14 protein-coding genes are annotated in these 15,360 nt (G+C 63.9%); 7 read left to right on the plus strand and 7 right to left on the minus strand.

Features of this window, described 5'->3' with window-relative positions; genetic code table 11:
- Position 1: 1 nt before the first annotated feature.
- The 4 genes from P7F60_RS07230 to glpK form a co-directional block, all read right to left on the minus strand.
- The gene (locus P7F60_RS07230) at positions 2-1,255 is read right to left on the minus strand and encodes an RNA polymerase sigma factor (RefSeq protein ID WP_277917034.1); all 1,254 of its coding nucleotides are present in this window, start codon (positions 1,253-1,255) and stop codon (positions 2-4) included.
- A complete protein-coding gene (locus P7F60_RS07235) occupies positions 1,252-1,626 on the minus strand; it encodes a YciI family protein (protein WP_277917035.1) in 375 nt (124 codons plus the stop codon). Before P7F60_RS07235 ends, P7F60_RS07230 begins: the two co-directional genes overlap by 4 nt.
- Before the next feature lie 81 nt (positions 1,627-1,707).
- Positions 1,708-2,625, minus strand: a complete 918-nt coding sequence (locus P7F60_RS07240) for an LD-carboxypeptidase (protein WP_277917036.1) — start codon at positions 2,623-2,625, stop codon at positions 1,708-1,710.
- A 260-nt stretch (positions 2,626-2,885) separates the two neighbouring features.
- Complete coding sequence (gene glpK, locus P7F60_RS07245) at positions 2,886-4,379, minus strand: glycerol kinase GlpK (RefSeq protein WP_277917207.1); 1,494 nt, start codon at positions 4,377-4,379, stop codon at positions 2,886-2,888.
- Between the two features lie 226 nt (positions 4,380-4,605).
- Here glpK and P7F60_RS07250 point away from each other — a divergent pair, with 226 nt between their 5' ends.
- The 3 genes from P7F60_RS07250 to xdhB are packed head-to-tail and all read left to right on the plus strand — an operon-like array spanning position 4,606 to position 9,264.
- A complete protein-coding gene (locus tag P7F60_RS07250; RefSeq protein WP_277917037.1) occupies positions 4,606-5,382 on the plus strand; it encodes a 3-hydroxybutyrate dehydrogenase in 777 nt (258 codons plus the stop codon).
- 42 nt (positions 5,383-5,424) lie between these two features.
- Positions 5,425-6,891 (plus strand): xanthine dehydrogenase small subunit, encoded by a 1,467-nt coding sequence (gene xdhA / locus P7F60_RS07255; RefSeq protein WP_277917038.1) that lies wholly within the window; start codon positions 5,425-5,427, stop codon positions 6,889-6,891.
- Between the two features lie 36 nt (positions 6,892-6,927).
- Complete coding sequence (gene xdhB / locus P7F60_RS07260) at positions 6,928-9,264, plus strand: xanthine dehydrogenase molybdopterin binding subunit (RefSeq protein ID WP_277917039.1); 2,337 nt, start codon at positions 6,928-6,930, stop codon at positions 9,262-9,264.
- Positions 9,265-9,317: 53 nt separating this feature from the next.
- Here xdhB and P7F60_RS07265 read toward each other — a convergent pair whose 3' ends face one another.
- Complete coding sequence (locus P7F60_RS07265; RefSeq protein WP_277917040.1) at positions 9,318-9,464, minus strand: hypothetical protein; 147 nt, start codon at positions 9,462-9,464, stop codon at positions 9,318-9,320.
- 115 nt (positions 9,465-9,579) lie between these two features.
- Here P7F60_RS07265 and P7F60_RS07270 point away from each other — a divergent pair, with 115 nt between their 5' ends.
- Positions 9,580-10,503, plus strand: coding sequence for a LysR substrate-binding domain-containing protein (locus tag P7F60_RS07270; RefSeq protein WP_277917041.1), 924 nt, complete (start codon positions 9,580-9,582; stop codon positions 10,501-10,503).
- On the opposite strand, the gene P7F60_RS07275 is transcribed toward P7F60_RS07270, so the two are convergent.
- Positions 10,479-10,838, minus strand: a complete 360-nt coding sequence (locus tag P7F60_RS07275) for a hypothetical protein (protein ID WP_277917208.1) — start codon at positions 10,836-10,838, stop codon at positions 10,479-10,481. The genes P7F60_RS07270 and P7F60_RS07275 overlap by 25 nt on opposite strands.
- A 302-nt stretch (positions 10,839-11,140) precedes the next feature.
- Here P7F60_RS07275 and puuD point away from each other — a divergent pair, with 302 nt between their 5' ends.
- Both puuD and guaD read left to right on the plus strand, forming a co-directional pair.
- Positions 11,141-12,379, plus strand: a complete 1,239-nt coding sequence (puuD, locus tag P7F60_RS07280) for a urate hydroxylase PuuD (protein WP_277917042.1) — start codon at positions 11,141-11,143, stop codon at positions 12,377-12,379.
- Positions 12,376-13,689, plus strand: coding sequence for a guanine deaminase (guaD, locus tag P7F60_RS07285; protein ID WP_277917043.1), 1,314 nt, complete (start codon positions 12,376-12,378; stop codon positions 13,687-13,689). The genes puuD and guaD overlap by 4 nt, the downstream gene beginning before the upstream one ends.
- 19 nt (positions 13,690-13,708) lie before the next feature.
- Here guaD and P7F60_RS07290 read toward each other — a convergent pair whose 3' ends face one another.
- Entirely contained in the window at positions 13,709-14,053 is a 345-nt protein-coding gene (locus P7F60_RS07290) for a VOC family protein (RefSeq protein ID WP_277917044.1), read from the minus strand.
- 167 nt (positions 14,054-14,220) lie between these two features.
- On the opposite strand from P7F60_RS07290, the gene P7F60_RS07295 reads away from it, so the two are divergent.
- Entirely contained in the window at positions 14,221-15,360 is a 1,140-nt protein-coding gene (locus P7F60_RS07295) for an alpha-hydroxy acid oxidase (protein WP_277917045.1), read from the plus strand.

A 15,360-nucleotide genomic window follows, 5' to 3' on the forward strand; every position in this document is an offset into this window, starting at 1 on the left:
GTCAGGTGGCCGGCAAGCCGTCCTGCTTCAGGCAATCGAGCTGGCGGCGGATATGGGCGGCCTCGGCCGGCGAGCGGGCGAGCGCGATGGCGCGGTCGAAGGCGATGCGCGCCTCGGCCTTGCGCCCGACCTGCATCAGCAGGTTGCCGCGCAAGCCATGGAAATAGAAATAGCCGTCCAGCGCGTCGGAAAGCGTCTCGACAAGATCGAGCGCAACCTCGGGCCCTTGCGCCTTGGACATGGCGACCGCCCGGTTCAGCGTCACCACGGGCGAGGGCTGCAGATGTTCCAGCATGCGGTAGAGCAACTCGATCTGCGGCCAGTCGGTCTCGGCGGCGGTGGCGGCGCGCGCATGCAGGGCGGCGATCGCCGCCTGAAGCTGGTAGGAACCGGCGTGGCCATGGCGGATCGCCTTTTCGATCAGCACCAGCGCCTCGTCGATCTGCGAACGGTCCCACAGCGCGCGGTTCTGTTCTTCCAGCAGCACGATCTGGCCGGCCGTATCGAGCCGGGCGGCGCGGCGGGAGGCATGCAGCAGCATCAGCGCCAGCAGGCCCATGATTTCCGGCTCGCCCGGAAACAGGCCGAGCAGCAGCCGTCCCAGCCGGATCGCCTCATCGGCAAAGGCCGCCGCCTCGCGGGCCGGATCGGCCTGGCTGTAGCCCTCGTTGAAGACGAGATAGATCATGGTCGAGACGGTGGCGAGCCGTTCGGCACGCGCGTTCACGTCCGGCGTTTCGAAGGCGACGCCGGCGCGGGCGACCTTGGCCTTGGCGCGGGTGATGCGCTGCTCCATCGCCGCCTCCGACACCAGGAAGGCGCGGGCGATCTCGGAAACGCTCAAGCCCGAGACGATGCGCAGCGCCAGCGCGATCTGCTGCGTCGCCGGCAGGTCGGGATGGCAGCAGATGAACAGCAGCCGCAGGATGTCGTCGCGATAATTCGAGGCGTCCAGCCGCTCGGCGATATCGGCCTCGGCATCCTCGCGGTCGGAGATCGTCTCCTCGTCCGGCAGCGCCTGCAACCGGCCGCGCTTGCGGATCTGGTCGACGCCGCTGTTGCGCCCGACAAGGATCAGCCAGGCGGCGGGATCGCGCGGCGGGCCCTTGTCCGGCCAGGTCCGCAGGGCACGCAGGCACGCTTCCTGAAACGCTTCCTCCGCGATGTCGAGATCGCGAAAATAGCGTAAGAGCGCCCCCACCGCCTTGGGACGCGCCGCCGTCAGCGCCGCATCGATCCATGCAATATCGCTCATGATCGGGTCTCTCCGGGGCGAAAGACGTAGAAGGGCCGGATTTCGTAGGAACTGGAGCCGGGATTGACCGCCGACAATTCCCTGGAGAAGGCGACCGCCTCGTCCAGCGTCTCGAAATCGACAACGTAGAAGCCGAGCAGCGCCTCCTTGGTCTCGGCAAAGGGGCCGTCGATGACCAGCGGTTCGGTCTTGCCCTTGCGCACCGTGGTCGCTGCCGTCGTCGGCATCAGCCGCCCGACCGGCCCGAGCTTGCCGGATGCCGCCAGCGGCGCCTGCACGGCCTGCAATTTTTCCATCACTGCCGCCTCTTCTTCCTTGGACCAGGCGAAGACGGTTTCCTCATGGGCATAACACAGGATCGCATACAGCATCGAACCACTCCTCTTTGTCGATGACGAAAGGGTAGCGGCTGTGCCGACAGGGCGCAGCAGAAATATTTTTGACGGAAAGCCTCAGCGCTGGCGCATCGTCAGACGGCCCGCCTGCACGTCGAGCGTCGCCTGCGCGCCATGCAGGATGGCACGATGCCGGATGCCGTGGCCGACTGGCAGGCCGCCGAGGATCGGCACGTCGAGCGAGGCGAGATGATGGCGCACGATATCGATGGCGTTGACGCGTAACGACAGATCGAAGCCGACGAATTGACCGATGGCGATGCCGGCCACCCCATCCAGATGCCCCGCCTTGCGCAGCATGGTCAGCCCGCGATCCAGTTGGCCGCGCTGCATGTTGACCGCCTCGACGAACAGGATGGCGCCGCGAAGCAACGGCAAAGCCCAGCCGGCCGCCGTCATCAGCATGTCGAGATTACCGCCGATCAGGCGGCCATCGGCTTTGCCCGAGGTGGTCAGCGCCGCCGTCGCCTCCTGGGAATCGGCCTCGATGACCACGTCGTCATCGCTGGTCAGCATTCGACGGATGGCGTCGCGATCGGCGGTATCGCCGAGCAGCCCGCCACCGATGCCGATCAGCCGGCAGCGCTTCCAGAGCATCAAGTGCAGAATGGTGATGTCGCTGAAGCCGACCAGTGGCTTGGGATCGCGTCTCACCGCCTCGAAATCGATGCGATCGGCGATGCGATAGGAGCCCTTGCCGCCGCGCGTGGCAAAGATCGCCCGGACGCCGGGATCGCGGAAGGCGTCGTCGAGATCGGCAAGCCGGTCTTCGTCACTGCCGGCAAGATAGCCGAGCTTGTCATAGACATGGGCGCCGAAATCGACGGCGAACCCCCATTCCTTCAACAGCGTCACCTGCCGCATCACCTCCTGCGGCTCGGGCGTGCTTGCCGGCGAGACGAAACGGATGCGGTCGCCCGGCTTGAGCTTGGGCGGCAGAAGGATGGGATGCGGACGGTCGGCGTGTGATTCCATATGCGCAGTCTGCCATGGAAAGGACGGCGGAAGGATATGAGATCGTCACCCAAATCTCCGCCGTCCTGCTCGGCCTGGTGCCGAGCATCTGAACATGTCCGATATATCCTTTCGTCAATGGCTTATCAGGCATCGGCAGATCCTCGGTACGAGGCCGAGGATGACGTTTCGGGGTTGGGAGACGCTTGCGCTACCCACCGGACTTGAATCTTTACAGGAAGTTAAGAAACCGCCGGTAACACCTTGTTAAGACTCCGCAATCAGGAGTCGCTTAATGTGCGGCGCACGGCGTTGCGCCAGCCCCGGAGCTTGGTGTTGCGCGTCTTCTCGTCCATTTCCGGCTCGAAACGCCTGTCGCGGGCCCAGGCAGCCGAAAAACCTTTTTTGTCAGGGAAGACCCCTGCCCGGCTGCCGGCGAGCCAGGCGGCGCCGAGTGCGGTGGTTTCGAGAATGGTCGGGCGGTCGACGGGGGCGTCGAGCAGGTCGGCGAGGCGCTGCATCGTCCAGTCGGAAGCGACCATGCCGCCGTCGACGCGCAGCACGGTGTCGTCGCCGCCATTCTTCCAGTCCTTGTGCATGGCGTCGAGCAGGTCGCGCGTCTGGTAGCAGACGGCCTCCAACGCCGCGCGGGCGAATTCCGCCGGGCCGGTGTTGCGGGTCATGCCGAAGATCGCGCCGCGCGCATCCGGATCCCAATGCGGCGCGCCGAGCCCGGTGAAGGCCGGCACCAGATAGACCTCCTGCTCGGAATCGGCGGCGCGGGCCAGCGGCCCGGTCTCGGCAGCGTTCTGAACGATCTTCAGCCCGTCGCGCAGCCACTGCACGGCCGCGCCGGCGATGAAGATCGAGCCCTCCAGCGCATAGGTCGTTTCGCCCTCCAGCCGATAGGCGATGGTGGTGAGCAGGCGGTTCTTCGAGCGCACCATGTCGGTGCCGGTGTTGAGCAGCGCGAAGCAGCCGGTGCCATAGGTGGATTTCAGCATGCCGGGCTCGAAGCAGGCCTGGCCGATCACCGCCGCCTGCTGGTCGCCGGCAACCCCGAGGATCGGCACCGCCGCCCCGAAAATCCCGGCATCGGTGACGCCGAAATCGGCGGCGCAATCCTTGACCTCCGGCAGCATTGCCGAGGGAACGCGCAGGATATCAAGCAGTTCCGCGTCCCATTCATTGGTGGCGATATTGAACATCAGCGTGCGCGAGGCATTGGTGGCGTCGGTGACGAAACTCTTTCCGCCCGTCAGCCGCCAGATCAGGAAGGTATCGATGGTGCCGAAGCACAATTCCCCCTTGGCGGCGCGCGCCCGCGCGCCCTTCAAATTGGCGAGCATCCACGAAAGTTTCGTGCCGGAGAAATAGGGATCGAGCAGCAAGCCGGTCTTGCGGGTGAAACGCCGCTCCAGCTCCTGCCGTTTCAGCTTGTCGCAATAGCTCGCGGTGCGCCGGTCCTGCCAGACGATGGCGTTCTGGATCGGCGCGCCGCTATCACGCTCCCAGACGACGACGGTCTCGCGCTGGTTGGTGATGCCGATGGCGGCGATGTCGCTGGGCTTGATTTTTGCCTTGGCGATGGCGGTGCGGATGGTCTCGACGACGCTGTCCCAGATCTCTTCCGGATCGTGTTCCACCCAGCCGGGCCTGGGATAGATCTGCGAGAATTCCTTCTGCCCGGTGCCGACCACCTTCATCTGCGAATCGAAAACGATCGCCCGGCTCGACGTCGTGCCCTGGTCGATCGCCAGCACATAACCGCCCATCATGTCCCTCCCATCCGCATGGCTTGACGCCATCTCTCCCACTCGCAAAATTTCAATACGACACAAAAACGAATGTCAAACGAAAATAAAACGCAAATCCACTCCCCGGATTCGGTTGCAGCGCGTTCTCCATATCACAATTGCCAGCAAGCCGGATTTCATCCTAACCTGCAATCGATTTTGCGCCGCACAGTCGCGGACGCGTTACGCTTGAATGGAGCATCTCATGACAAGATCAGTCGTCGTCACCGGCTCGACCAGCGGCATCGGCCTCGCCATCGCAAAAGCCTTCGCCGCCGAGGGCGCCAACGTGGTGCTGAACGGTTTTGGCGCACGCGAGGACATCGACAAGGCGATTGCCGAGGTCGGGGCGCAAGGCGCGGGCCGCGTCGTCTATCACGGCGCCGACATGACCAAACCGGCCGAGATCGCCGATCTGATCGCCACGGCGGCCAAGGAATTCGGCGGCCTCGACGTGCTCGTCAACAATGCCGGCATCCAGCATGTCGAGAAGATCGAGGATTTCCCCATCGAGAAATGGGACCAGATCATCGCCATCAACCTCTCCTCCTCCTTCCACACCATGCGCGCCGCCATTCCCCTGATGAAGGAGAAGGGCAAGGGCCGGATCGTCAACGTCGCCTCGGCGCATGCGCTGGTCGCCTCGCCGTTCAAGGCGGCCTATGTGGCGGCCAAGCATGGCGTGCTGGGCCTGACCAAGACGGCGGCCTTGGAACTGGCCGAATTCGGGATTACAGTGAATGCCATCTGCCCCGGTTACGTACTGACCCCGCTTGTGGAAAAGCAGATTCCCGACACGGCCCGCGCCCGGGGCATCACCGAGGATCAGGTGAAATCCGACGTCATGCTGAAGTTCCAGCCGACCAAGGATTTCGTCAAGGTCGAGGAAGTGGCTTCGATGGCGCTGTATCTGGCCAGCGACGTGGCGCGCCAGATCACCGGCACGCATATCTCGATTGATGGCGGCTGGTCGGCGCAGTAACCTGAGAAGAAACGCGAAAATAACAACAAGAACAGGAACGACATGACCGACGCGATCCGCTTCATCCTCAATGGCGACGATATCACGCTGACTTCCGTCCGGCCGACGGAAACCCTGCTCGACTATCTTCGCCTGCAGCGCCGGCTGACCGGCACCAAGGAGGGATGCGCGGAAGGCGATTGCGGCGCCTGTACGGTTCTGGTCGGGCGGCTGGTGGATGGCGTTCTCGTTTACGAGAGCGTCAACGCCTGCATCCGCTTTCTCGCCTCGCTGCACGGCACGCATGTGGTCACCGTCGAGCATCTGGCCAGCGCGAACGGCGCCCTGCATCCGATCCAGCAGGCGATGGTCGACTGTCACGGCTCGCAATGCGGCTTCTGCACGCCGGGCTTCGTCATGTCGCTCTACGGGTTGTGGCTGTCGACGGAAAAGCCGACGCGCGCCGATATCGAGCGGGCGCTGCAGGGCAATCTCTGTCGTTGCACGGGTTATGAACCCATCATCCGCGCCGCCGAGCAGGTGAGCGCCGCCCGCCCCTCCTCGATCTTCGATCCGCTGGAGCGAAACCGCACCGACATCCTCGCCCGCCTGTGGACGCTACGGTCAGGCGAAACGATCCGCATCGAAACATCAGGCGAAAAGCTGGTCATTCCCGGCACGACCAGCGCGCTGGCCGAGGTGCTGGCCGAGGAGCCGAAGGCGACCATCGTCGCCGGCTCCACCGATGTCGGGCTGTGGGTCACCAAGCAGATGCGCCCGCTCGGCACCGTCGTCTTCATCAACAACCTTTCGGAGTTGCAGGCGATCCATGCCAGCGATCGCGGCATCTCCATCGGCGCCGGCGTCACCTATTCGCAGGCGCTCGATACGCTTTCGACCCATATTCCGGCACTGAAGCCGTTTATCCATCGTATCGGCGGCGAGCAGGTGCGCAACATGGGCACCATCGGCGGCAACATCGCCAACGGCTCGCCCATCGGCGACACGCCGCCGCCGCTGATTGCGCTGGGCAGCAGCGTCAACCTGCATTCGAAAGCCGGCATGCGCATGGTGCCGCTCGATATCTTCTTCATCGACTACGGCAAGCAGGACCGGCGGCCGGACGAATTCGTCGAAAGCATCTTCGTGCCGCTGCCGCCGGCCGAAAACCATGTCGGCGTCTACAAGATCACCAAACGGCGCGACGAGGATATCTCCGCCGTCTGCGGCGCCTTCAACCTCTCGCTTGCCGACGACAACACCGTCCGCTCGATCCGCATCGCCTATGGCGGCATGGCCGGCACGCCGAAGCGCGCCCTCTCCGTCGAAGCCTTTTTACGCGGCAAGCCGTGGACGGAAGAAACGGTGCTGGCCGCCCGCGACCAATTCGACCGCGATTACAAGCCGCTGACCGATTGGCGCGCCAGCGCGCAATACCGTCAGTTGACGGCGAAAAACCTGCTTTTGCGCTTCTTCCTTGAAAGCACGGGAACGCCGCAGGGCCTGACACGGTTCGAGGAGGTGGCGTGATGACGCCCGCCCGCCGCAAAGAAGGAGACCGATGACATGGACACCTCGACCTTCGAACTGAAGAGCGACATCAACGGCCGCATGCATGTCTCGCTCAAGCATGATTCCGCCCACAAGCATGTCTCCGGCGAGGCCGAATATATCGACGACATCCCCGAAATGGCCGGCACGCTGCATGGCGCGGTCGGGCTTTCCACCTGCGCCCATGGCGAGATCGTTTCCATCGATCTGGCGGCGGTGCGCGCCGCCCCCGGCGTCGTGCGTGTCTTCACCGGCAAGGATGTGCCCGGTGTCAACGACGTCTCGCCCGGCGGGCGTCATGACGAGCCACTGCTCGCCACCGACCGGGTGGAATTCCACGGCCAGCCGATCTTCGCCGTGATTGCCGAGACACGCGAGGCCGCCCGCCGCGCCGCGCGTCTAGCGAAGATCGAATACAAGCCTCTGCCGCATTACCTCGATGTCGACAGCGCCCGGCAGAATGGCGGCGCGCTGGTCACCGAGCCGATGACGCTGAAACGCGGCGAGCCGGAAGCCGAACTCGACAAGCCGCCCTTCCGCCTGCAGGGCCGGATGGCCATCGGCGGCCAGGAGCATTTCTATCTCGAAGGCCATATTGCCATGGCCATTCCCGGCGAGGACGAAGAGGTCACCGTCTGGTCCTCCACCCAGCATCCAAGCGAAGTGCAACATATGGTCGGCCATGTGCTCGGCATCCCCTCCAATGCCGTGACGGTGCAGACGCGGCGCATGGGCGGCGGTTTCGGCGGCAAGGAAACGCAAGGCAACCAGTTCGCGGCCCTCGCGGCGCTGGCGGCCAAGACCTTGAAACGGCCGGTGAAATTCCGCCCCGACCGCGACGAGGACATGGTGATGACCGGCAAGCGCCACGATTTCGTGGTCGATTACGACGTCGCCTATGACGGCGACGGCCGCATCCATGCCGTCGATGCCACCTTTGCGGCGCGCTGCGGCTTTTCCTCCGATCTCTCCGGCCCGGTCACCGACCGCGCCCTCTTCCATGCCGACAGCTCCTACTTCTATCCGCATGTGAAGCTGACCTCGCAACCGCTGAAGACGCATACGGTTTCCAACACCGCCTTCCGCGGCTTCGGCGGCCCGCAGGGCATGGTCGGCGGCGAGCGCATCATCGAGGAAATTGCCTATGCGACGGGGAAAGACCCGCTCGATATCCGCAAGGCGAATTTCTACGGCCAGCCGGGCTCGGGGCGCGATCTGACGCCCTATCACCAACAGGTGCAGGACAATATCATCGCCCGCCTGGTTGACGAGCTGGAACACTCCAGCGATTACCGCGCCCGCCGGCAGGCTATCGTCGATTTCAACCGCAGCAGCCGTTTCATCCGCAAGGGCATCGCGCTGACGCCGGTAAAGTTCGGCATTTCCTTTACCATGACCGCCTTCAACCAGGCCGGCGCGTTGGTGCATGTCTACAATGACGGCTCGATCCACTTGAACCATGGCGGCACCGAAATGGGCCAGGGCCTGAACACCAAGGTGGCGCAGGTGGTGGCCGAAACCTTCCAGGTGGATATCGACCGCATCCGCATCACCGCGACGACCACGGCCAAGGTGCCAAACACGTCCGCCACCGCCGCCTCCTCCGGCTCCGACCTCAACGGCATGGCGGCTTACGACGCCGCCCGCCAGATCAAGGAACGGCTGATCGAATTCGCCGCCTCGGCTTACGGCGTCGAGGCGACGGAGGTCGAGTTTCTGCCCAACCGGGTGCGCATCGGCGGCGAGGTCGTGCCCTTCGATACGTTCGTGCGCATGGCCTATTTCGCCCGCGTGCAGCTTTCCGCCGCCGGCTTCTACAAGACGCCGAAAATCCATTGGGACCGGCAGAGTGGCAAGGGCCATCCCTTCTATTATTTCGCCTATGGCGCCGCCTGCAGCGAGGTCTCCATCGACCTGCTGACCGGCGAATACATGATGGAGCGCACCGATATCCTCCACGATGTCGGCAAGTCGCTGAACCCGGCGCTGGATATCGGCCAGATCGAGGGCGCCTTCATCCAGGGCATGGGCTGGCTGACGACGGAGGAATTGTGGTGGGACGACAAGGGGCGGCTTCGCACGCATGCGCCCTCCACCTACAAGATCCCGCTCGCCTCCGACCGGCCGAAAGTGTTCAACGTCAAGCTGGCGGATTGGGCCGAAAACGCCGAGCCGACCATCGGCCGCTCCAAGGCGGTCGGCGAACCGCCCTTCATGCTGGCGATCTCCGTACTGGAGGCGCTGTCGATGGCGGTCGCCAGCGTTGCCGACTACCGCCTCTGCCCCCGCCTCGACGCGCCGGCAACGCCGGAACGGATTTTGATGGCGGTTGAGCGGTTGCGGGGGATGTAAGCCCCGACTTTCCCATGCGACAGAGGCGGCCCGTGAAAAGCCGCCTCTTTCCATCACCCGCCCAGATGCGGATCGCGCCCGTCGATCAGCCCGATATCGCGCTTGCGCGTCTCGGGCAGCGTCGCCATGTCGAGCCGCGCCCGGCCGGCGCCACGGGCGCCAATGAGTTGCGACAACCAGTGTTTCATCCAGTCCACCATCGAAAACCTCCGCAGGGTTTCCCCTGTCCATTTGATGATCCTGTGGCTAGGATGCGCCAGAAAATCCTGCCGATCCAATCGAATGACCGTCTATATGCATGAAGAGGCCTGATGCATGAAGCTCTCGAAACAGGTTCCGCTGAACGGCTTGCGCGTTTTCGAGGCGGCGGCCCGGCATCTGAGTTTTACCAAGGCGGGCGAGGAACTCGGCCTGACGCAGACCGCTGTCAGCTACCAGATCAAGCTGCTGGAAGAGACCATCGGCGAGCCGCTGTTCGAACGCCGGCCGCGCCAGGTGGCGCTGACCGCCGTCGGCGAAAAGCTGGCGCCGAAGGTGGCGGAGGCTTTCGGGCTGCTGGGCGACGCGCTGTCCTCGGTGCAAACCATGGCCGGCGATACGCTGACCATCCATTCGACCGCCACCTTCGCCCAGCAATGGTTTTCCCGCCACCTCGGCGCCTTCCAGCTTCGTCATCCGAAAATTGCCGTGCGGCTGCTCGCCTCCGCCAACATGGGGGATTTCAACCGCGAGAGCGCCGATGTCGCCATCCGCTGGGGCAAGGGCGACTGGCCGGGCCTTGTTTCCCACCGCATCATGCGGCTGGATTTCATGCCGATGCTGAGCCCGAAACTGGCAGCGCGCAGCGGCGGGCTGAAGGAACCGGCCGACCTGCTGAAGCTGCCGATCATCAGCGCCGGCGATCCCTGGTGGCGGCAATGGTTTACCGCCGCCGGCATCGAGGAGCCCGGCCTGGAGCGCTTTCCCCAGCATGAATACGGCACGCAACTTCTCGACGCCAACATCGCCATGGCCGGCGATGGCGTCGCCATCCTCAATCCCGATCATTTTCGCGAGGACATCGCCGCCGGCCGCTTGGTCCAGCCCTTCGACATCCTCTGCAACGACGGCCGCGACTACTGGCTCGCCTATCCGCAAAGCCGCCGCAACGTGCCGAAGATCAAGGCGTTTCGCACCTGGCTGCTGGCCGAGATGGGCGCGGAAACCTTGCGCGATCAGAACGCCATGTCGGGGGCGTAGAAGCAGCGCGGCGTATTTTCATCGGGAAACAGGCAGAGATGGTAGGAGCCGTCCTGGGAGCGGCGGGCGTCGCTCTGCTTGAGGCGGAAGATATGACTTCGGGTGATCAGGCGGTGGTCGCCGGGCACCAGCAACAACTGGTAGCCGCCGGGTGTGATCGTGACGCTGCGCGTCGGGATCGCCTGGCAATCGCCGATCACGGTATTGCCGTTGCAGCAAAAGGCTTCATAACTCCAGCCCGTATGGGCTTCATGGGCTTGAACGCTGGAGGCACAGGCAATCATCACGGCAAGCATGCCGCGCAAAAGTGTGAAACGGTTTTGCGATAACGGCATGCGATAAAGCAAAAATTTAAAGCGAAGAGAGCGAGTCCGAAGGACCGCGACGCGCTTTGAGATCGGAATGCAGCGCATGGCACATCTCCATCGATGATGGCGTCGTCTGCAGACTGCATCGCCGATCCCTCGCGCCCGCTCAAAGCCGGGGCAGCTTGTAGCGATTCAGGATTGCAGGCCAAGGCAAAACGCGCCGGCACGGCTTCCGTTCCTTTCCGCCGTGTATGGCGGCGATTTTCCCTTTCCCGCAACTCGTTTTTTTCGCAATGTGACGAGTCGGAAAAGAGCACGAGGGGAAGCCGATGTATGAATATGCGATAGCCTGGGAATGGCTTGCCTTTGCGATCCGCTGGCTGCATGTGGTGACCGCGATCGCCTGGATCGGCTCCTCCTTCTATTTCATCGCCCTCGATCTCGGCCTGGTGAAACGCCCGCATCTGCCGCCCGGCGCCTATGGCGAGGAATGGCAGGTGCATGGCGGCGGCTTCTACCATATCCAGAAATATCTGGTGGCGCCGGCCAACATGCCGGAGCATCTCGTCTGGTTCAAATGGGAGAGCTACGCCACCTGGCTTTCCGGCTTCGCGCTGCTCTGCGTCGTCTATTATGGCGGCGCCGATCTGTTCCTCATCGACCGGCATGTGCTGGATATCAGCCAGCCGGTGGCGATCGGCCTCTCCGTCGCATCGCTGGCGCTCGGCTGGCTCGTCTATGATCTCCTGTGCAAATCGCCGCTCGGCAGGAATATCTGGGGGCTGATGCTGGTGCTCTATGTGGCGCTGGTCGCGATGGCCTGGGGCTATACGCAGGTGTTCACCGGCCGCGCCGCCTTCCTGCATCTCGGCGCCTTCACCGCGACGATCATGTCGGCCAATGTCTTCATGATCATCATCCCCAACCAGAAGATCGTCGTCGCCGACCTGATCGCCGGGCGCACGCCCGATCCGAAATATGGCTTCATCGCCAAGCAGCGCTCGCTGCACAACAATTACCTCACCCTGCCGGTGATCTTCTTCATGCTGTCGAACCACTATCCGCTGGCCTTCGGCACGGCGTTCAACTGGATCATCGCGGCGCTGGTCTTCCTGATGGGCGTCACCATCCGCCACTGGTTCAACACCACCCATGCGCGAAAAGGGCGTCCGACCTGGACCTGGATCGCCACCCTCGTCCTGTTCATCCTCATCATGTGGCTTTCCACCGTGCCGAAGGCGCTCACCGGCGAGAGCCAGGCGGCCCTGCCCGCAGCATCGCAGCGCTTCGCCGCCAATGCGCATTTTCCGGCGGCGAAGGACGTCGTCCAGAGCCGCTGTTCGATGTGCCATGCGGCCGAGCCCGTCTGGGAAGGCATTGTACGCCCGCCCAAGGGCGTGAAGCTGGAGGAGGATGCCGAGATCGCCACCCATGCCCGCGAGATTTATTTGCAGGCCGGCCGCAGCCATGCCATGCCGCCCGGCAACGTCACCGAAATCACCCCTGAGGAGCGCCAGGTGCTGACCGCCTGGTTCGAAAGCGCCATATCGCAGGAGAAAACCCAATGACATCAATCCTTCTGCGCGGTCGCACCCTTAGCTTCCACCGCCGGCCGGAAAGCCTCGACGACCACGCCAGCTATGCTTATGAGGAAGACGGCGCCCTGCTGGTCGAGGACGGAAAAATCCTCGCCCGCGGCGCATACGATACGGTGCGGGCGCAGGCGCAGGCCGATGCGGTCGAGATCGACCATCGCCCGCATCTCCTGCTGCCCGGTTTCATCGATACGCATCTGCATTTCCCGCAGATGCAGGTGATCGGCTCCTATGCCGCCAACCTGCTGGAATGGCTGAATACCTATACCTTCCCGGAGGAATGCCGTTTCGTCGAAAGCGATCATGCGGCGCGTATCGCCGGCCGCCTGTTCGACGAACTCGTACGCCACGGCACGACGACGGCCGTCGCCTATTGCTCGGTCCACAAGGCCTCCGCCGACGCCTTCTTCGCCGAAAGCCTCCGGCGTGGGCTGTGCATGGTCGCCGGCAAGGTGATGATGGATCGCAACGCCCCGCAGGGCCTGCTCGACACGCCGCAGATGGGCTATGACGAAACCCGGGCGATCATCGAGCAATGGCACGGCAAGGGCCGCAATCATGTCGCCATCACTCCGCGCTTCGCCATCACCTCGACGCCGCAGCAGATGGAAGCGGCGCAGGCGCTCGCCCGCGACTTTCCCGACCTGCACATCCAGACACATCTCTCCGAAAACATCGAGGAGATCGACTATACCTGCTCGCTCTACCCGGATGCCATCGACTATACCGACATCTACGCCCATTACGGCCTGCTCGGAGAAAAGACGCTGCTCGGCCATGCCATCCACCTGTCGGAACGCGAGATGGACGCGCTGAGCGAGGCGGGCTCCATCGCCGTGCATTGCCCGACCTCGAACCTGTTCCTCGGCTCCGGCCTGTTCCCGTGGCGAAAGCTGACGCGCCGCGACAAGCCGGTGCGCGTCTCGGTCGCCACCGATATCGGCGGCGGCACCAGCTATTCCATGCTGCGCACGCTGGACGAGGCCTACAAGATCCAGCAATTGCTGGGCGAACGCCTGAACCCGCTGGAAAGCTTCCACATGATGACCCGCGGCAATGCCGAGGCGCTCGGCCTCGTCGACCGCATCGGCACTTTAGAGCCCGGCAGCGATGCCGACATCGTCGTGCTGGATGCCAGCGCGACGCCGGCCATGGCGCTGAAGATGGAGGTGGTCAACCGGCTGACGGAGGAGCTTTTCCTGCTGCAGACCATGGGCGACGACCGCGCCGTGATCGAGACCTACGTCGCCGGCAAGCCGGCCAAATCGACACTGACCGCCTGAGCCCCGCGCCGGCCGGGCCTCACGTCCGGCCCGGCTGTGCCAGCACCACCAGATTGCCGTCGGGATCGCGTAGCCGCATGATCGTCGTATAGTCGGCGGCCTCGATCCGGTTGGCCTGGATGCCGCCCGCCATCAACCGCTCGCGTTCGCCGGTGATGTCGTCGACCATCAGCGTCAGCGTGCCCTTGCCGGCATGTTCGGTATCTTCGAAGAGCTGGAACCCCGCCTGCGTGCCGTGATGCCATTCCACCAGTCCCGACATGGGCTGGGCATCCGGCTGGCGCGCGAAGACATTCGTGAACCAGACCACGCTGCGCCCGAGGTCGGAGCAGCTCAATTGCGCGTAGATCGCCGTCAGTGCCATGGTGGTCTCCTTACAGAGAAGGAACCGGGAGAAGCCGTTTTCGTTCCGGGGCGGCGTGATCCTGTCACAGGTCAACAGAATTGACCTCTCTCGATCCTCCGCCCTTAACAAGCCGGCCCCGGACATGCTATGGCGCGGTCTGGGTATCAGCAAAACAGGGGTCGGGCATGGGCAAGCCGCTTGAAATCAAGGACATCAAGGCGCTGGCAAAGCGTCGCGTGCCAAAGATGTTCTTCGATTATGCCGATAGCGGCGCCTGGACGGAAAGCACCTATCGGGCCAACGAGGACGATTTCGCCAGGATCAAGCTGCGCCAGCGGGTTCTGGTCGACATGACCAACCGGTCGCTGGCGACGACGATGATCGGCCAGCCGGTCTCCATGCCGGTGGCGCTGTCGCCGACCGGCCTCACCGGCATGCAGCATGCCGATGGCGAGATGCTGGCGGCGCAGGCGGCGGAAGAATTCGGCGTTCCCTTCACGCTCTCGACCATGAGCATCTGCTCGATCGAGGATGTCGCCTCCGTCACGACCAAGCCTTTCTGGTTCCAGCTCTACGTGATGCAGGACCGGGATTTCGTGTTGAACCTCATCGACCGCGCCAAGGCGGCGAAATGCTCGGCGCTGGTGCTGACCCTCGACCTGCAGATCCTCGGCCAGCGCCACAAGGACATCCGCAACGGCCTGTCGGCGCCGCCGCGCTTCACCCCCAGGCACATCTGGCAGATGGCGACGCGCCCCGGCTGGTGCATGAAGATGCTCGGCACCAAGCGCCGCACCTTCCGCAACATCGTCGGCCATGCGAAAAGCGTCACCGATCTGTCGTCGCTATCGGTGTGGACCAGCGAGCAGTTCGATCCGCGCCTGTCGTGGAGCGATGTCGAATGGATCAAGGAACGCTGGGGCGGCCCACTGATCCTCAAGGGCATTCTCGATCCCGAGGATGCGCAGATGGCGGTCTCGACAGGGGCCGATGCAATCATCGTCTCCAACCATGGCGGCCGCCAGCTCGACGGCGCCATGTCGTCGATCGGCATGCTGCCGCGCATCGTCGATGCCGTCGGCCACAAGATCGAAGTGCATATGGATGGCGGCATCCGTTCCGGCCAGGATGTGCTGAAGGCGGTGGCGCTGGGCGCCAGGGGCACCTATATCGGCCGCCCCTTCCTCTACGGCCTCGGCGCCGGCGGCAAGCAGGGCGTCACCGACGTGCTGGAGATCATCCGCAAGGAAATGGACGTCACCATGGCGCTTTGCGGCCGTCGCAACATCCAGGATATCGACAAGAGCATTTTGCTGCGCGATTGA

The sequence above is a fragment of the Rhizobium sp. YJ-22 genome (assembly GCF_029601685.1).
GTDB lineage: Bacteria > Pseudomonadota > Alphaproteobacteria > Rhizobiales > Rhizobiaceae > Metarhizobium.